Source organism: Williamsia maris (assembly GCF_024171815.1).
GTDB classification, from domain to species: domain Bacteria; phylum Actinomycetota; class Actinomycetes; order Mycobacteriales; family Mycobacteriaceae; genus Williamsia_A; species Williamsia_A maris.
On sequence record NZ_JAMTCJ010000003.1, the window covers coordinates 967254 to 984964 of the forward strand.

The window sequence follows — 17711 nt, forward strand, 5'->3', positions numbered from 1 at the left end:
TTGGGCGCGGGTTCTGTTCCGATGGCACCGAATCGGTCCCCGCTGCGTCCGAGTGAGGTGAATTCATTCCCCATCGATCGTCATGGCCTCGTCCACCGCAGCAACGCAGTCCAGAGCGGGCACACCGACGCACAGCTCGCCAGGGCCGTCGCCGCAGGCGAACTCACCCGCGTCATGCGCGGCGTCTTCACCCACCGCTCAGATCGGACGCCCGAACAAGCCCACCGATTGATGGGCATCGCCACCGGGTCACCAGACGGTTCGGTTGTGGTGAGTCATCAGAGCGCGGCGACGCTGCACCGACTCGAGATGCTCCGACCTCAGCTCCGGCGCGTCCATCTCACCGTCGGAAACGGCGTGAAAGCGCATCGGACCGCGGTCCGACACGAGCACGAAGCACACCTGGCGGATCACGAGGTCACGACCATCGACGGCGTGCTGGTCACGTCGCTCGAGCGCACGGCTGTCGACGTCGCCCGCACGACCAGCATGGGTTTTGCGGGGGCCCTTGCTGTTCTGGACTCGGCGTTGCGGCTGGGTGCCGATCGGAGCGTGATGGCGTCGATGATGCTGACCGCGCGCCGTGGGGTCGCCCAGGCCCGGCGGGCGTTACACCACGCCGACGGCAACGCCGAGAACCCCGGCGAATCGTGGAGCCGAGCGCAGATGATCAACGCGGGTCTGCCGCCGGCACGCCTACAACACAGATTTCGTTCGTCGACAGGCGAACTGCTCGCACGAACCGATTTCGATTGGGCGGGGCTCCTGGTCGGCGAGTTCGACGGGATGGTCAAGTACCAGAAGCTTCTCCGGCCCGGGGAGACACCATTCGACGCGATGCGACGCGAGAAGGAACGCGAGGACGCGTTGCGGCGCGCGGGGATCATGGTGATCCGATGGACCTGGACAGATCTGGAGCGTGGCCGCGTTGTGCCCATGGTTCGCGATTGGCTCCTCAGGTTCCGACTCGTTACAGCCTGAACCCGCGCTCAACTCACGAACCCGCATCATGCGCGGCGCGGATTCGTGAGTTGGGCGCGGACGCGTACCCGCGCCGCGGATGTCCGAATGAGGTGTAGAACGTGGGTGTGGCCCACGACACAGTTGTCCGGACACCGAGCCCCGGCGACTCACCCGCGCCTCGCGACGAGATCGCCCGATCCTGGGAGCGGTCGCGGAGCAGCGGACTGCGCCCGACCGACTCCCTCGAGCAGTTCTCCGTGTCCGATGTCGACCGCCGCAGCCGCCTGCTCGCCGCCGCCGAACCCGTCCTCGACCGCATGGAGTCGATGCTGGCGCGCACCCGCTACTGCGTCCTGCTCTCCGATCGCGACGCGCGGCTGGTCGACCTGCGCTTCGGCTCGCACCAGGTACGTGACGCGGTCACCGCGACCGGCACCGTCCTGGGACGGCCGTTCAGCGAGGAGACCTCGGGAACCAACTCGATCGCGACGGTGCACGAACTGCGTGTCCCGGTCGCCGTCCGCGGCGACGAGCACTACATCGACGCGATGAAGGGGTTCAGCTGCTACGGCCACCCGTTGATCCATCCGGTGACCCGCCGTATCGAGGGCGTTCTCGACATCACGTACCTCGTCGACGAGGACAACCCGCTGCTGCAGCCACTGCTCGTGCAGTCGGCCACCGACATCCAGAGCCGACTCCTCGAGGAGACCCGCTGGAGCGAGCAGTTGTTGTTCGCCGCGTTCCAACGCAGCAACGCCGCGCGCCGGGGTGCCCCGGTGATCGCGATGGCCGACGAGATCCTGCTCGAGAACACCAGCGCGTCGGCGCTGATCTGCGCGGAGGACCACGCCGCCCTGCGCGCGCAGATCGAGGGCTCGACGCGCCGCGACGGCACCATCGAGTCGATGTCGCTGCGCGGCGGGCAACCCGTGCGCATCCGTTGGGAGCGTCCGGTGTCCGGGGCCGGGGTCGTCGTGGAGATCGACATGGTCGACGCCCCCACGGTCATCGATGCGATGGCCCGACGTCCCAGCGCGCGCACGGCGGCGGTGATCGGCGAGCCGGGCTCGGGTCGGACCACCGCGCTGACCGAGTGGGCCGGCGCGTGCCCCGTCGACCGATTCGATGCCGCGGACCTCGCCGTCGGCGACCCGACCGGGTGGCTGACCGGCATCGTCTCCCGGCTCGACGACGGCGACGCCACGGTCGTCGTCGAGAACGTGCACCTGCTCGCCGAACTCATGGCCTGCGCGCTCACCGCCGCGATCGCGACAGGGGTCGCGCGGGTGGGGATCTCGTCGAACCCACTCGGCGACACCGCCTTCGAACGCAGGCGTCTGGTGACGGGGTGCCGGGAGCAGACCACGATGACGCCGCTGCGGCTGCGGCGCCACGAGATCCCGTCGATTGCCCGGACGATGCTGGCCCGACACGGCCACGACCTGCACTTCACACCCGCGGCGATCACCGCGCTGGTCGGCTATGACTGGCCGGGGAACCTCGCCGAGTTGTCCGACGAGATCGACGACCTCGTCGGACAACGATCCGCAGGGGCGATCACCGACCGGGACCTGATCCGGCCGACGCGACCGACCCCCACGGACTGCGACCGCAACCCCATCGACACCGCGCTGCACGAGGCGATCACCAACGAGCTGCACCGGCACGGTGGCAACAAGAAGGCCACCGCCGACCACCTCGGGATCAGCCGGACCACGCTCTACAAGCGGATGCGCGACCTGCACATCCCCGGCTGAGCGAGAACGTCCAGAATCTGAACACCCATCCACAGTGACGGCTATCACAGTGGACAGATGACTGTTACCACCGACAAACCAGCGCACACCGACACGTTGTTCATCGACGGCGGGTGGGCGACGCCCCATTCGTCGTCACGGATCGAGGTCCGTTCGGCCAGCACCGAGGAGATCATCGGTTCCGTCCCGGAGGCCGACGAGGCCGACGTCGACGATGCGGTCGCGGCCGCGAACCGCGCGTTCGCCGACACCGACGGGTGGAGTCACTGGGATCCGTCGCGCCGCGCCGACGCTCTCGACCGGCTCGCCGACGAGTACGAGAAGCGCGCCGAGGACCTCGCGCAGGCCGTCTCGTCGCAGAACGGCATGCCGATCTCCATCGCACGCCAACTCGAGGGCGGGTTCCCGATCGCGCTGATGCGCTACTACGCCGGGCTCGCGCGGACGAACTCGTTCGAGGAGACCAACCCGCATATGCTCGGCGGCACCACCACGGTGACACGCGAGCCGATCGGCGTGGTCGGCGCGATCGTCCCGTGGAACTTCCCCCTGACGCTGGCGGCGTTCAAGTACGCACCGGCGCTCGCCGCCGGCTGCACCCTGGTCATCAAGCCGTCACCCGAGACCGTTCTCGATTCGGTCATCTTCGCCGAAGCCGTTGTCGCAGCCGGGATCCCGGCCGGAGTCATCAACATCGTCCCCGGGGGCCGCGAGGTCGGCGCCTACCTCGTCGGCCATCCCGGCATCGACAAGGTCGCCTTCACCGGATCGACCGCCGCCGGCCGCACCATCGCCGAACAGTGCGGCCGACTGCTCCGCCCGGTCACCCTGGAACTCGGCGGCAAGTCCGCGACGATCATCCTCGACGACGCGAACCTCGACCTCGCCACGATCGGCGAGAACCTCTTCGGCGCGACGTTCCTCAACAACGGCCAGACCTGCTTCCTCGGTACCCGCGTGCTCGCACCACGGAGCCGCTACGACGAGGTCGTGGGCATGTTCGAGGCGTTCGCCAACTCCCTCGCGGTGGGTGACGCACTCGACCCGGCCACCCAGATCGGCCCGATGGCCAGTGCGCGCCAACGTGATCGCGTCGAGGGCTACATCGCGAAGGGCAGCGGCGACGGTGCGCGACTCGTGACCGGCGGCGGTCGGCCGAGCGACCTCGACAAGGGCTGGTTCGTGCAGCCGACGATCTTCGCCGACGTCGACAACCACCACACCATCGCGCAGGAGGAGATCTTCGGTCCGGTGCTGTCGGTCATCCCCTACGGCGAGGAGTCCGAGGCGATCTCGTTGGCCAACGACACCGACTTCGGGCTCGGGGGCTCGGTGTGGACGGCCGACGACGACCACGGACTCGAGGTCGCACGCAAGATCCGCACCGGGACCATCGGCGTCAACCGCTACATGGTCGATCCCTCCGCGCCGTTCGGCGGCGTCAAGGACAGCGGAATCGGCCGTGAACTCGGGCCCGACGCCATGCACGCCTACCAGGCGATCAAGTCCATCTACCGCTGACCGCACCCACCGACCGTCAACCGATGTACCGATAAGGGAGGACTTCGACGATGAAGACCAAAGCAGCAGTACTTTTCGACGCGGGTAAGCCGTTCGAGATCCTGGAACTCGACCTCGACAAGCCCAAGGCCGGTGAGGTGCTGATCAAGTTCACCGCGGCCGGGTTGTGTCACTCCGATCTCCATCTCACCGACGGTGATCTGCCGCCCCGCTTCCCGATGGTCGGCGGCCACGAGGGCGCAGGCATCATCGAGGAGGTCGGTGAGGGCGTCACCAAGGTGAAGCCGGGCGATCACGTGGTGTGCAGTTTCATCCCGAACTGCGGAACGTGCCGCTACTGCTCGACCGGACGACAGTCCCTGTGTGACGTGGGCGCCACCATCCTGGACGGGTGCCTGCCGGACGGGACCTACCGATTCCACGCCGGCGGTGAGGATTTCGGTGGGATGTGCATGCTCGGGACGTTCTCCGAACGCGCGGTGATCTCGCAGTACTCGGTGGTCAAGGTCGACGACTGGTTGCCGCTGGAGAAGGCCGTGCTCGTCGGCTGTGGCGTTCCCACCGGATGGGGTTCGGCGGTGTACTCCGGGAACGTCCGCGCCGGCGACATCGTCGTCATCTACGGCATCGGCGGAATCGGCATCAACTCCGTACAGGGCGCGATCCACGCCGGCGCCAAGTACGTCGTGGTCGTCGACCCGATCGCCTTCAAACGCGACACCGCCATCGAGTTCGGCGCCTCGCACGCCTTCGCCTCGGCCGCCGAGGCCCAGGAGAAGATCACCGAACTCAGCTGGGGTCAGGGCGCCGACTGCGCGATCGTGACCGTCGGAACCGTGGACGAGGACGTCGTCTCGGCGGCCATCGGCGCCGTCGGCAAGGGCGGCATCGTGGTCCTCACCGGACTGTCGAACCCCGCGAACTTCACGGTGCACTGGCCCGGGATCGACCTGACGCTGAACGAGAAGACCATCAAGGGCAGTCTCTTCGGGTCGGCCAACCCGCAGTACGACATCGTCCGACTGCTCCGTCTGTACGACGCGGGTCAGCTCAAGCTCGACGAGCTGGTCACCTCTACGTACACCCTCGAGCAGGTCAACGAGGGATACCAGGACCTCCGCGACGGCAAGAACATCCGCGGCGTCATCCTCCACGACGACTGACGCGTACCGCAGGGTGGATGTGTCCCGGATCGCCGACTCGGCGGTCCGGGACACACTCATACCTGACACCTGTCCAGACAGTATTCTTGACACTTGTGCGGATCAGCGGTTCCATGGCTTGTGTGACCTACGACACGATCATCCGCAACGGCCGGTGGTTCGACGGGACCGGCGGCCCCTCGGGCATCCGGGACATCGGCATCAGCGACGGCCGCATCGCGTCGATCAGCACGACCCCCCTCGACGATTCCGGTTGCGACCGGGTCATCGATGCCGCCGGCAAGTGGGTACTGCCCGGCATGGTCGACATCCACACCCACTACGACGTGGAGATACTCGCCGGACCGTCGCTGTCGGAGTCGTTGCGCCACGGGGTCACCACGATCATGGTCGGGTCCTGTTCGCTGTCGACGATCCACGTCGACGGCACCGACGCGGGTGACCTGTTCGGCCGCGTCGAGGCGATCCCGCGCGAACACGTCATCGACGCCGTCGACCGGCACAAGACCTGGGTGAACTGCGAGGAGTACATCTCCGCGCTCGAGGCCCGCCCCCTCGGGCCGAACGTCGCGGCCTTCATCGGCCACTCGGACATGCGCGCCGCGACCATGGGTCTCGATCGCGCGACCCGAAAGGACCAGCGGCCCAACGCCCACGAGCAGACCCAGATGGAACGCTGGCTCAACGACGCGCTCGACGCCGGCTTCATCGGTATGTCGTCCCAGCAGCTGCTGTTCGACAAGCTCGACGGCGACATCTGCCGGTCCCGCACCCTCCCCTCGACCTACGCCAGGCCGCGTGAGCTGCGTCGCCTGAAGTCGTTGCTGCGCAACCGCGATCGTGTGCTGCAGTCGGGGCCGGACCTGAAGAACCCACTGAACGTCGCCTCGCAACTGGTGCAGTCGTTGGGGATCGGCCGGCGCCCACTCAAGACGAGCCTGCTCTCCGCGGCCGACATCAAGGCCAACCCGCAGGCGATCCGCATCATCGGCCCCCTCGCCCGACTGATCAACCGGCTGGGCGGCAACTTCCGGTGGCAGCATCTACCGGTCCCGTTCGAGGTCTACGCCGACGGCATCGATCTGGTGATCTTCGAGGAGTTCGGTTCGGGCGCCGCCGCATTGCACCTGAGCGACGAGATGGCGCGCAACGAACTGCTCCGCGACGAGGGCTACCGTCGCCGTTTCCGGAAGGACTACGAGAGCAGGTTCGGGACCAGGGTGTGGCACCGCGACTTCTTCGACGCCGAGATCGTCGCGTGCCCGGACCCCGCGGTGATCGGCAAGTCGTTCGGCCAGGTCGGCGTCGATCGCGGCGGCGTCCATCCCGTCGACGCGTTCCTCGACCTCGCCCTGGAACACGGGAAGGCGCTGCGGTGGCGCACGACGATCTCCAACCACCGCCCCGAACTGCTCCGGAAGATGGCCGCCGAACCGGGTATCCAGATGGGGTTCTCCGACGCCGGGGCGCATCTGCGCAACATGGCGTTCTACAACTTCGGGCTCCGGTTGCTGCGGCATGTGCGCGACGCCGAGCTCGCGGGTACGCCGTTCCTGTCGATGGAGCAGGCGGTGCACCGGCTCACCGGCGAGCTCGCCGACTGGTACCGGATCGACGCGGGCCATTTGCGGGTCGGTGACCGCGCGGATCTCTTCATCCTGGATCCGGACCGGCTCGACGACTCGCTGGACAGCTACCACGAGGAGGTCGTCGCCCAGTACGGCGATCTGTCACGCATGGTCAACCGCAACGACCCGACCGTCGAGGCCGTGTTCGTGGGCGGTGAACCGGTGTTCGTCGGCGGCGAACCGACCGAGGTACTCGGCCGCCGACGCACCGGCCGCTTCCTGCGCGCCGACGCCACGCCGGCCGCCTCCACCTCGACGAGAGCGGTCAGCAATGTCGGTTGACGACACGGTCCTGGGCCTCTGGAACGCGCTGTCGCAACGGGATTGGGAGGCCGTCAAGACCTACCTGTCCGACGACTGCATCTACATCGACATGCCCGTCGGGCCCACCCTGGCCGCCCGGGGACCCGACGACATCGTCAAGCGCCTGAAGGTGGGTCTCGAGGCGTTGGCGAAGTACGAGAACCATCCGGGCCTGGTGGTGAGCAACGGCTCCGACGTGATGTTCGAGCACTCCGAGTCGTGGGCGTGGGTCACCGGCGAGGCCGCGGAGCTGCCGTTCGTGTCGGTGCACCGGGTCGTCGACGGTCGGGTCACCCTGTGGAAGGACTACTGGGACTTCAACGCCATCCTCGGCAGTGCGCCCTCGTCGTGGATGGACGACTTCGCCGGCGCGGACGTCTCCTGGGTTTTCGACGCCACCGACCACATCTGAGAGGCCTATGGTCGAGGGATGGCACGTACACAGCTCACCCCGGGACCTGACCACCCCATCACCGTGACCCCCACCGGGCACCGCGTGACGGTGTCCGTCGGCGGTGTCACGGTCGCGGAGACCGATGCGGCGTTGACGCTGCAGGAGTCGTCGTATCCCGCGGTCCAGTACATCCCGATCGGCGACGTCGACCCCGCGTCGCTGCAGTCGTCGGACACCACGACGTACTGCCCGTACAAGGGCGATGCGTCGTACTACGACCTCTCGGTCCGCGGGACCACACAGTCCGACACCGTCTGGGTCTACACCGAGCCCTACGGCGCGGTCGCCGACATCAAGGACCACGTCGCCTTCTACCCGGATCGCGTCGAGATCACCGTCGCCGACTGACCGTCATCACCTCCGCGCGACCGGTCGGACATCGGTTGCGGGAAGGTTCGACGGCGCCATGGCGTTTGTGAGAACTGGCGCGCTCGGTACCCGGGCGCGGCCATATCCGTCGACCCAGACTTCGGGGGACCTCCATGAGTCAGACGGTCATCGTCACCGGACGCGAACGGTCGTCGAGCCAGGACGGCAGACGAGACGCGACATGGCTGATCGCCGTGTCCGCGGCGCTGTGGGGTCTCGACGGCCTGCTGCGCAAGCCGCTCACGTCCGACCTCGCCGCCGGCACGATCGTGTTGTGGGAGCACATCATCCCGATCGTCGTGCTCGCACCGTTCCTGCCGTCCGCGATCCGTGCTTTCCTGCGGCTCGGTCTGCGCGACAAGGCCGCGGTGGCGGTCATCGGCGTCGGGTCGTCGGCCGTGGCGACGGCGCTGTTCACCCGGGCGTTCGCGATCGCCGGGAGCAGCGGCGACTTCATCACCCCACTCGTGCTGCAGAAGCTGCAGCCGGTCCTCGCCATCGCCCTGGCGGTGCTGATCCTCGGCGAGCGCCTGCGTCCCCGCTTCGGGCTCTATGTGCTCCCCGCCCTCGTCGGCACCTGGCTGCTCGCCTTCGCCGACCCGCTGCACCTGAGTGCGTCCGAACTCGAGCCGGCGATGCTGGCGCTCGGAGCCGCCGCGCTGTGGGCCGCCGGCACCGTCCTCGGACGGATGGTGTCGCCGTCGCTGACACCCCGCGACCTCACCACCCTGCGGCTCGGGTTCGGCACGATCGGTGCCCTCGGCGTCGTCGGGGTGACCGGCGCGCCCGTGCTGCCGACGTGGGACGACGCGGTGGGTCTCGTCCTGCTGGCCCTCATCCCGGGGCTGCTCGCGCTGACGCTGTACTACCGTGCACTGCAGTCGACCCCGGCGTCCCGAGCGACGTTGGCCGAGCTGGCCTTCCCGGCCACCGCCGCCGTCGTCGGAGCGCTCGTGCTGGGCACCAGCCTGACCTGGTCGCAGTGGACGGGTCTCGGGGTCGTCGCCTTGACTGTCACCGCGATGGGCATCCGCGAGGCCCGCGCTTCGCACTGAGGCCACCTCGCGGTCGAGACCGTCAGCACCTGACTCAGGCCGGATCGGGGCCCTTCCGGGCGCGCCACACCGACACCGAGTCCTTCGTCGACCGGACGATGTCTCCGCCCGCGGCGGACACAGAGGTGTATCCATCAACCCCATCGCCCGGCGAGTCCACGGACCACACGATCCGTCCGGTGACGGTGTCGACCGAGTTCATCCCGGCGATGTCACCGAACACGAAATAGCGGCCGTCGGTGATGCCGGTGCGGACATAGAACGCGCCCGGCAACGGTGTCGTCCACGCGCGCCGACCGGTGCGCGCGTCCATACCGATCAGGTTTCCGTCCAGGGACGCCGCGATCAGGTTGTCGCCGACGACGGCGGGCGCGATGCCACCCGTCGATTTGCCCCAGTCGAGCACCTGGTCGCGCCACAGAAGCGCACCGGTGATCGGGTCGAACACACCGTCCCCCATCACGATGGGAACGAACGGCGCCCCGAGGACCTGAGGTTGCGCCGAGCCGCCCGGCAGGCTGAGGTCCTGGGACCGAACAACCGATCCGTTGTCGTCGAGCAGACGCTCGATCCCCTGGGGATAGGTCTCCGAGCGGAAAAGGGTGTCGCTGATCGAGGTGACGATGCCGTCGGCGGCGAAGCGCCGCACCCCGGTGTCGAGGGAGTACACCGCCGAGGCGAACCCGATGTTCTGGTCGGCGGTCGCCCGGGCGATGAACACCTTCCGGTCGGGCACCACGTCGGTGATCGACTCCCCAGGGCCGGCGTCGGTGATGGTCCGAACGGTCGCGGTCGGCGCAGCGAGGATGCCCGTGGCCAGGACGAGCGCCGTCGACGGACCGGACTCCCGGGTGCCGCTCACATAGGTCGCGTCGCCGGCCACTTCGACTCCCGAGACGGTGAAGTCCGGAGCGGCCTCACCATGAACACGCCCGGTCATGGTGTCGACGACGATCACCCGCGTCGGCGACCAGCAGGCGATCGACTTCCCGATGCGGGTTGCCGTGCAGTTCTTCACCGGACCTACCGGGCGCTTCCACGTCGGCGAGCCGTCGCTCCTGTCGATCCCGACGAGTGTCACGTCGGCGACGATGTTGAACTCGCGTGGTGGCCCCACGGCCGCGATGAGGTCCCCGGACGAGTCGAGCAGCATCCCGGACCCGTTCGTGCTGGTGTCCGGGGTCGAGACGGGCAGAAGGACCTCACCCGGACTGCTCGTCAACCTCGCCAAGTCGAGTGTCCAGAGCGGGGTCGGTCGGACGCCGAATCCGAGTGAGCGCTCGCGGTCGCTTCTGGAGCGGTCGTCATGGTTGCGACCGAGCACGAAGGTGGTCGCACCCGCGGCAATGGCCAATAGTGCGACGAGCCCGACGACCATGGCTCTCCTGGTTCTCGACGACAGTGTCGGGACTCGGGTCACGACACCGGCTCTTTCCGGGCACGCCACACCGAGATGTTGCCGCGTAGTCCGTTGACGAGGATGTCGCCGTCGCCCGTCCCAGAGATGCCGGGCGGTGTCGATTCCACGGTCGGCAGCCGGACGTTCCACAGCACCCGGCCGTCGGAGACACGCACCGAGTGCATGCCGGTGTTGTCGCCGACTATCAGGTGCGTGCCGTCGGTTGCGGTGTCACTCACGAAATAGGCGTTGGGCCAGGGCGTGGTCCACAGACGACGTCCGGTGCGTACCTCGAGGCCGACGAGCGCGCGTTCGACGGGCGAGGCGACCACCAGAACACTCCCGACCACGGCCCGGGTCGTGCTCTGCGGGCTTGTGTTCCATTCCAGGACCGGATCACTCCAGAGGCGGGCTCCGGTGTCCGGGTCGTGAACAGCGGTCCCCACAATCGTCGGAACGAACGATGCATCCGTGGTGATCGGGGACGCAAAGGCGTTGGTGGCCGCACCCGGCAGGGTCGTCACGCGCGAGCCGTCGCCCCGCAACAAGAACTTGGTCCGCCGGGCGAAACTGTCCGCCAGGAACATGCCGTTCCCGACGAACCGCAGATCGCCGTCCGCGCTGAACCGAGCCGCACCGCTGTCGAGGTCGTAAGCGGTGTTGATGTACTGCGGCACCCCACCGACGGTGTCGGACACGGTGAAGGCGTTGCTCGACGGCCGGATCTCGGCCACACGGGCATCGGTTCCGCGCACCTCGATGGTGCGCCGGAACCGCTCGACCGAGGAACCCACGGGGGCGGCGGTGAAGATCAACGTCCGCCGCTTTCCGGCGTCCTTCAGACCGTCGACGAACGCAGTGCCGTCGATGATGTCGACGTAGGAGATCGAGAAGTCGGTCTCTTCGGTTCGCAGCACCCGTCCGTTCGAGGTGTCGACGAATGCGATCCGACGGTCCGTCCAACATCCGACGACTGTCGCGGCGACGCGGTCGGTGCAGTGGTCGACCCGCCCCACCGGACTTCGCCAGTCCACTGACCCGTTCTGGCGGTCGATGCCGACCAGCGTGACGTCGCCGACCTTCGGTCCGGTGGAGAGATCCGGCTGTTCCGGTCGAGCCACCGCTGCGATGATATGTGTGGGCGAATCCATGACGGAACCGAATCCGTATGTCTGGTCCAACGTCTCGGGCGCGCTCAGCAGAACCGCACCCGGCTCGTCCGTCAAGCGCTTGACGTCGAGTGTCCAGAGCGGGGTCGGTCGAACGCCGAAGCCGAGCGATCGCATCCGGTCGGCCTCGCGGGACTGGTCGTGGTCGCGCCCGACCTTCCACGTGATGGTGGCCGAGGCAATTGTCGCCACCGCGACCAGAAGGATCACAAGCCCACGTTTGCTGTTCACAGATAGGGACGGCACCGGGGCAACCTATCCCGGGATCCCCCGGAAAGTTCGCACAAGTAGCAAACCCGGCGCGAAAACCGTTTGCCGAGCGGTGGACCGTCGCCCGAGACTGGTCGGCGATGACCCTCACCGCCACAGAGATCGAGACCTTCGTCCGCGACGGGTACGTCGCCGTCCGAGGCGCGGTGGACCGCGCGTCGATCGAGGAGTGCCGCAGGCAACTGTGGGATCTCATGCCCGAGGACCCATCTGATCCGAGCACCTGGACCGAGCCCGTGCGACGGATCGACAGCCCGGTCACCGCGCCCTTCATGAGAGCCGCGCAGTCTTCCGCTCTCACCGAGGCCTACGACCAACTCGTCGGACCGAGCCGCTGGCGGCAGCGGGTCGAGCTCGGGAACGTCGCGATTCGCTTCCCCACCGGCGGCGAGTCGAACGACACCGGATGGCACATCGACGCAAGCTATCTGCCGCCCGGAGCGAGCCGCTACTTCGTCAACGTCTCGTCGCGCGACCGCGGGTTGCTGATGTTGTTCCTGCTCTCCGACGTCAGCGCGGACGACGCTCCGACACGTCTCAAAGTCGGATCACACCAGGATGTCCCGCGATTCCTGGCGCCCCGTGGTGACGACGGGGTCGACATGTTCGAACTGTGCGGCGTGATGGACGCCGACGGCGCCCTCGACTCCCCCGACCGCGCAGAAGCACTGGCCACCGGCATCGCGGGCGACGTTTTCCTCTGCCATCCGTTCCTCGTCCACGCCGCGCAGTCGCATCGCGGCAGACAGCCGCGGTTTCTGTCCCAGCCCGGCCTGATGCTCACCGATCAGTTCGATCTGGGTAACCCTCGGAGTCCCGTGGAACGGGCCATCGTCGCGTCACTGTGATCGCCACCGTCCAATTGGCGTCGCTACGTGCCCAACCAGGGTCGTCACGTGCCCAACTGGCGTGGTTACGTGCCCAACTGGCGGAACAGGGACGGGTCAGTTCAGGGCTGCAGCAAGTACTTCCGACCACGTGGCGACGACCTGCTTGCGACGGGCGGAGTCGTCGGACAGTGTGTCGGCCAGGCCGAGGCCGCGTGCCATGTCGAGGGTGGCCTGCACCAGCCGGTGCACGGCCGGATCGTCGGTGTCGCCGGCGATTGCCTGCACGGTCATCCGGTGCGCCGCGCGGGCGAACTTCCGCTCCAACGGACGGATCAGATCGCGCAGACCCGGGTCCGACGCCGCGGCGCTCCACACCTGCAGCGCCGCCTTGAACTGCGTGCCGGTGTAGATGTCGACGGCACGGGTGACCGCGGCCTCGACGCGACCGGGTCCCTCGGGCAGCGTCTCGTACATCACCGACGCGCGGCCGGTGAGCTCGTCGAACGTCTGCTCCAGCGTCGCGGTGATCAGGCTCTCGCGGGTGGGGAAATGATGTTGTGCCGCACCACGCGACACCCCCGCCCGCTCGGCGACCACCGACACCGTCGACGCCGACCACCCCTCGGTGGCCAACACGTCGATCGTCGCCGAGATCAACCGCTCACGCGTGGCGCGCGACCGGTCCTGCTGCGGCTTGCGGATCGGGGTGGGCGGTCGCCCGGCGTCGCGGAACATCACGTCGCCGCCGGTTCACCGACAGCCCACCGCGGCGGGCGCTTCTCGAGGAACGCGGTCATGCCCTCCCGGGCCTCGTCGGAGGCGAACAGAGCCGCCGACTCCCGGGTGCGATCCTCGGCGAACCGCTCGAACTCGGCGCGGATCTGCGCGGTGGCAACCTTCTTCGACTCCCGCAGTCCCTGCGGGGAGCCCTTGCCGATGGCGTCCAGGATGTCTCGAGCGGTCGACGCCAGGGCGTCGGCGTCGGCCGCGGCAACGGTGATCAGGCCCATCGACTCGGCCTCGGCGGCGCCGAAGCGCTCGCCGGTGACGAAGTAGCGACCGACCGACCGTGACGTCATCCGCGACAGCAGCGTCAGCGAGATCACCGACGGAGCCAGACCCAGACGCGCCTCGGTCAGGGCGAAGGTGCTCGCCGGTCCGGCGACGACGACGTCACACGCTCCGAGCAACCCGATGCCACCGGCCCGGACGTGCCCGTCGACGCGGGCAACCACCGGCCGCGGCAACTCCAGGATCGTCCGCATGACCGACACCATGGCCTTCGCGCCCGCGGCCGAGGCCTCCTCCGGCGACATGCCCGAACCGAGGGCACCGGCGAGATCGGCTCCCGCACAGAATGTCCCACCGGTGTGGGTCAGCACGACGGACCGCACCGCGGGGTCGTCCCCGGCCGTGGCGAGGTGCTCGAGCAGCTGCGCGACGAGATCGGCCGAGAGCGCGTTGCGATTCGACGGCGAGTCGAGGGTGATCGTCGCGACGCCGGCCGAGGACTCGAGCGTGACCAGGGTTGTCATGGGTGACACCCTGCCATCATCGCGACCGGGGCCATCAACACGACCGGAACCATCAGTACGACTTGGGCAGACCGAGGCTGGTCTGCGCCACGAAGTTGAGCACCATCTCGCGACTCACCGGCGCCACCCGGGCCACGCGGCACAGGTTGAGCAGCGGCGCGATGCCGTACTCGCTGGACAAGCCGTTGCCGCCCATCGACTGCACGGCCTGGTCGACGATCTTCACGCACGCCTCGGCGGCGGCGTACTTGCTCATGTTGGCCGGCTCGGCGGCGCCCCAGTCGTCACCCGCGTCGTACATGGTGGCGGCCTTCTGCATCATCAGCTTGGCCATCTCCATCTCGATCTTGCCCTGCGCCAACGGATGCGCGATCGCCTGGTGCGCGCCGATCGGCGTCTTCCAGACGGTGCGGTTCTTGACGTAGTCGACCGCCTTGTCCAGAGCAAAGCGCGCCATGCCCAGGGCCGACGCCGCGGCCATGATCCGTTCCGGGTTCAGACCCGCGAACAGCTGTCCCAACGCCGCGTCGGCCGATCCGACCAGCGCCGTCGACGGCAGGCGGACGTCGTCGAGGAACAGCTGGAACTGCTTCTCCGGGTTGATCAACTCCATGTCGATCTGCTTGTACTCGAAGTTCGGGGTGTCGGTGGGCACGATGAACAACGCCGGCTTGAGCTTGCCGGTCTTCGCGTCCTCGGTGCGCGCGACGATGAGGACCGCCTGCGCCTGATCGACGCCGGAGATCCAGACCTTGCGGCCGGTCAGCAGCCAGTCGTCGCCGTCGCGCCGGGCGGTCGTGGTGATCTGGTGCGAGTTCGACCCGGCCTCGGGCTCGGTGATGCCGAACGCCATGGTGACGCTGCCGTCGGACAGACCGGGCAGCCACTGCTGCTTCTGATCGTCGGTGCCGAAACGAGCGATGATGTTGCCGCAGATCGCCGGTGAGACCACCATCATCAGCAGCCCGACACCGTTCGCGGCCAGCTCCTCCATCACGATCGCGAGCTCATAGATACCCGCGCCGCCACCGCCGTACTCCTCGGGGAGGTTGACACCCAGGAACCCGAGCTTGCCGGCCTCGGCCCACAGCTCGTCGGTCTTCTTGCCGGTGCGGGCGCACTCCATGAAGTACTGCTGGCCGTACCGCTTGCCCAGTGCGGCCACCGAGGCACGCAGCGCCGCGCGCTCCTCGGTCTCCACGAACGGATTCACGGGGGTCTCGGTCACGCGCTCAGATGTTGCGGTCATGCTGTCTCCTCGGTCGTGCTGTCACTGCTGATGACGGCGAGCACATCGCCCACCGCGAGTTGTTGTCCGGCCACGACGGCCAGTTCGGCCACCACCCCGTCTGCGGGTGCGTGCACCGTGTGTTCCATCTTCATCGCCTCCAGCCACAACAACGGCTGGCCCTGCGTCACCGCGTCGCCGATCTCGACCGCGATCCGGATGACCGATCCCGGCATGGGCGCCAGCAACGATCCCGGCTTGCCGACCGCGGACGGGTCGATGAAACGAGGGACGTCACGCAGGGTCACCGACGTCGCGTCGGAGTCCACGTAGGTCACCGCGCGGTGCTGCGCGTCGACGTACCGGGCGACGGCGAACCGCCGTCGGACTCCGTCGACCTCGAGGGTCACCGATGACGACGACGCCTCCACCAGCGACACCGACGGATCGTCGGGCAGGTCGACGGAGTCACGGCCGGCGCGGTAACGCACCGAGATCGCGGTGTCGACATCGGCTACCGGATCGGATCCGTCCGGCACGAACCGCTTGGTCTGGTACTGCGAGTGCAGGTTCCGCCATCCCGACGGGACCCCGCGCTGCACCGTGGCGCGGTCGCGGTTTGTCGCGGCACCGGATGCCGCCGCGGCGACCGCGGCGAGTCGGACCTCGGATGCGTCGGCCAGCGGCCGCGAGAGCACCGGCAGGCCGATCTGGTCGATGAACCCGGTGTCGGTGTCACCGGAGCGGAACACGCTGTGCCGCAAAATGGTGACGAGCAGGTCGCGGTTGGTGCCGGGTCCGTGGACGGTCGCCCGCGCCAACGCGCCTGCGAGCATGGCCGCCGCGCGGGTGCGGTCCGGGGCCCAGCTGATGACCTTGGCGAGCATCGGGTCGTAGAAGACCGAGATCTCGCTGCCCGCCTCGATCCCGGAGTCGACGCGGATCCCCGGTCGCTCGAGTCGGTCGAAGGTCACGTCCGCGGGCAGGTCGATGTCGAAGACCGTGCCCGACTGCGGTGACCAGTTCGCGGCCGGGTCCTCGGCGTAGAGCCGGGCCTCGATCGAGTGGCCGGTGATCGGCGGCGGGGTGTCGCCGAGCGGTTCGCCGTCGGCGACCCGGATCTGCCATTCGACGAGGTCGAGACCGGTGGTCGCTTCGGTGACCGGATGCTCCACCTGCAGACGGGTGTTCATCTCCAGGAAGTAGAAGCGTCCGGAGCCGTCGGCGAGGAACTCCACGGTGCCTGCGCCGACGTAACCGATGGCCGACGCCGCGTTGCGCGCCGCGTCGAACAGACGGTCCCGCAGATCGCCGCCGATCCGCTCGACGAGCGGTGCGGGCGCCTCCTCGATGATCTTCTGGTGCCGACGCTGGATGGAGCATTCCCGCTCCCCCACCGTCCACACGCGGCCGTGCTGATCGGCCAACACCTGCACCTCGATGTGGTGTCCGCGTTCGACGTACGGCTCGCAGAACACCGTCGGATCGCCGAAGGCCGACTCGGCCTCCCGGGCAGCGGCCGCCACCTCGGTGGTGAGGTCGGCGATGTCGCGGACGATGCGCATGCCGCGCCCGCCACCACCGGCCGACGCCTTGATGAGTACGGGCAGGTCGGAGGCGGTCAGGGTGGCCGGGTCGAGGTCGCCGAGAATCGGTACGTCCGAGCCGGACATGATCGCCTTGGCGTTGACCTTCGACCCCATCGACGTGATCGACGACGGCGGCGGGCCGATCCACGCGATGCCTGCATCGATCACCGATTGCGCGAAAGCGGCGTTCTCGGAGAGGAATCCGTATCCGGGGTGGATCGCGTCGGCGCCTGCGGACTTGGCCGCCGCGATGATGGCGTCGGCGTCGAGGTAGGTCGCCGCGGACGTCTCGCCGGGGAGCCGGACCGCACGGTCGGCGGCCGCGACGTGGGGGGCGTCGGCGTCGGGGTCGGAGAAGACCGCGACGGTGGACAGCCCCATTCGCTCACAGGTCGCGAACACACGTCGGGCGATCTCGCCGCGGTTGGCGACGAGGACCGAGGTGATCGACGAATCGTTGGTGGTCACTGTGCCG

15 protein-coding genes are annotated in these 17711 nt (G+C 68.3%); 9 read left to right on the plus strand and 6 right to left on the minus strand.

All coding sequences use genetic code 11. From position 1 onward, the window contains the following. Window positions 1–57: 57 nt before the first annotated feature. From LX13_RS17700 to LX13_RS17735, 8 genes are all read left to right on the plus strand, one after another. Entirely contained in the window at window positions 58–981 is a 924-nt protein-coding gene (locus LX13_RS17700; RefSeq protein WP_253662573.1) for a type IV toxin-antitoxin system AbiEi family antitoxin domain-containing protein, read from the plus strand. Between the two features lie 101 nt (window positions 982–1082). Next, the gene (locus tag LX13_RS17705; protein ID WP_253662574.1) at window positions 1083–2723 is read left to right on the plus strand and encodes a sigma-54-dependent Fis family transcriptional regulator; all 1641 of its coding nucleotides are present in this window, start codon (window positions 1083–1085) and stop codon (window positions 2721–2723) included. A 57-nt stretch (window positions 2724–2780) separates the two neighbouring features. Beyond that, window positions 2781–4244, plus strand: a complete 1464-nt coding sequence (locus LX13_RS17710) for an aldehyde dehydrogenase (RefSeq protein WP_253662575.1) — start codon at window positions 2781–2783, stop codon at window positions 4242–4244. Between the two features lie 50 nt (window positions 4245–4294). Beyond that, window positions 4295–5407 (plus strand): NDMA-dependent alcohol dehydrogenase, encoded by a 1113-nt coding sequence (locus LX13_RS17715; RefSeq protein ID WP_253662576.1) that lies wholly within the window; start codon window positions 4295–4297, stop codon window positions 5405–5407. Window positions 5408–5520: 113 nt separating this feature from the next. Continuing rightward, window positions 5521–7317: an N-acyl-D-amino-acid deacylase family protein gene (locus LX13_RS17720; protein ID WP_253662577.1), complete on the plus strand. Its 1797-nt coding sequence runs from the start codon at window positions 5521–5523 to the stop codon at window positions 7315–7317. Beyond that, entirely contained in the window at window positions 7307–7750 is a 444-nt protein-coding gene (locus LX13_RS17725; protein WP_253662578.1) for a nuclear transport factor 2 family protein, read from the plus strand. Before LX13_RS17720 ends, LX13_RS17725 begins: the two co-directional genes overlap by 11 nt. Before the next feature lie 18 nt (window positions 7751–7768). Further along, the gene (locus LX13_RS17730; protein ID WP_253662579.1) at window positions 7769–8140 is read left to right on the plus strand and encodes a DUF427 domain-containing protein; all 372 of its coding nucleotides are present in this window, start codon (window positions 7769–7771) and stop codon (window positions 8138–8140) included. Between the two features lie 134 nt (window positions 8141–8274). Next, window positions 8275–9216, plus strand: a complete 942-nt coding sequence (locus LX13_RS17735; RefSeq protein ID WP_253662580.1) for a DMT family transporter — start codon at window positions 8275–8277, stop codon at window positions 9214–9216. Between the two features lie 34 nt (window positions 9217–9250). Here LX13_RS17735 and LX13_RS17740 read toward each other — a convergent pair whose 3' ends face one another. Further along, entirely contained in the window at window positions 9251–10594 is a 1344-nt protein-coding gene (locus LX13_RS17740) for an outer membrane protein assembly factor BamB family protein (protein ID WP_253662581.1), read from the minus strand. A 38-nt stretch (window positions 10595–10632) separates the two neighbouring features. Next, entirely contained in the window at window positions 10633–11994 is a 1362-nt protein-coding gene (locus LX13_RS17745) for an outer membrane protein assembly factor BamB family protein (RefSeq protein ID WP_253662582.1), read from the minus strand. 140 nt (window positions 11995–12134) lie between these two features. On the opposite strand from LX13_RS17745, the gene LX13_RS17750 reads away from it, so the two are divergent. After that, window positions 12135–12902: a phytanoyl-CoA dioxygenase family protein gene (locus LX13_RS17750; protein WP_253662583.1), complete on the plus strand. Its 768-nt coding sequence runs from the start codon at window positions 12135–12137 to the stop codon at window positions 12900–12902. 96 nt (window positions 12903–12998) lie between these two features. Here the strand turns inward: LX13_RS17750 and LX13_RS17755 are convergent, their stop codons facing one another. Genes LX13_RS17755 through LX13_RS17770 form a run of 4 tightly spaced genes read right to left on the minus strand, consistent with a single transcriptional unit; the run spans window position 12999 to window position 17704 of the window. Next, a complete protein-coding gene (locus tag LX13_RS17755; protein WP_253662819.1) occupies window positions 12999–13619 on the minus strand; it encodes a TetR/AcrR family transcriptional regulator in 621 nt (206 codons plus the stop codon). After that, on the minus strand, window positions 13619–14419 hold the full coding sequence (locus LX13_RS17760) for an enoyl-CoA hydratase family protein (protein ID WP_253662584.1): 801 nt from the start codon (window positions 14417–14419) through the stop codon (window positions 13619–13621). The genes LX13_RS17755 and LX13_RS17760 overlap by 1 nt, the downstream gene beginning before the upstream one ends. A gap of 52 nt (window positions 14420–14471) precedes the next feature. After that, window positions 14472–15668 (minus strand): acyl-CoA dehydrogenase family protein, encoded by a 1197-nt coding sequence (locus LX13_RS17765; protein ID WP_253662585.1) that lies wholly within the window; start codon window positions 15666–15668, stop codon window positions 14472–14474. Further along, the gene (locus tag LX13_RS17770) at window positions 15665–17704 is read right to left on the minus strand and encodes an ATP-binding protein (RefSeq protein WP_253662586.1); all 2040 of its coding nucleotides are present in this window, start codon (window positions 17702–17704) and stop codon (window positions 15665–15667) included. Before LX13_RS17770 ends, LX13_RS17765 begins: the two co-directional genes overlap by 4 nt. Window positions 17705–17711 lie beyond the last annotated feature (7 nt).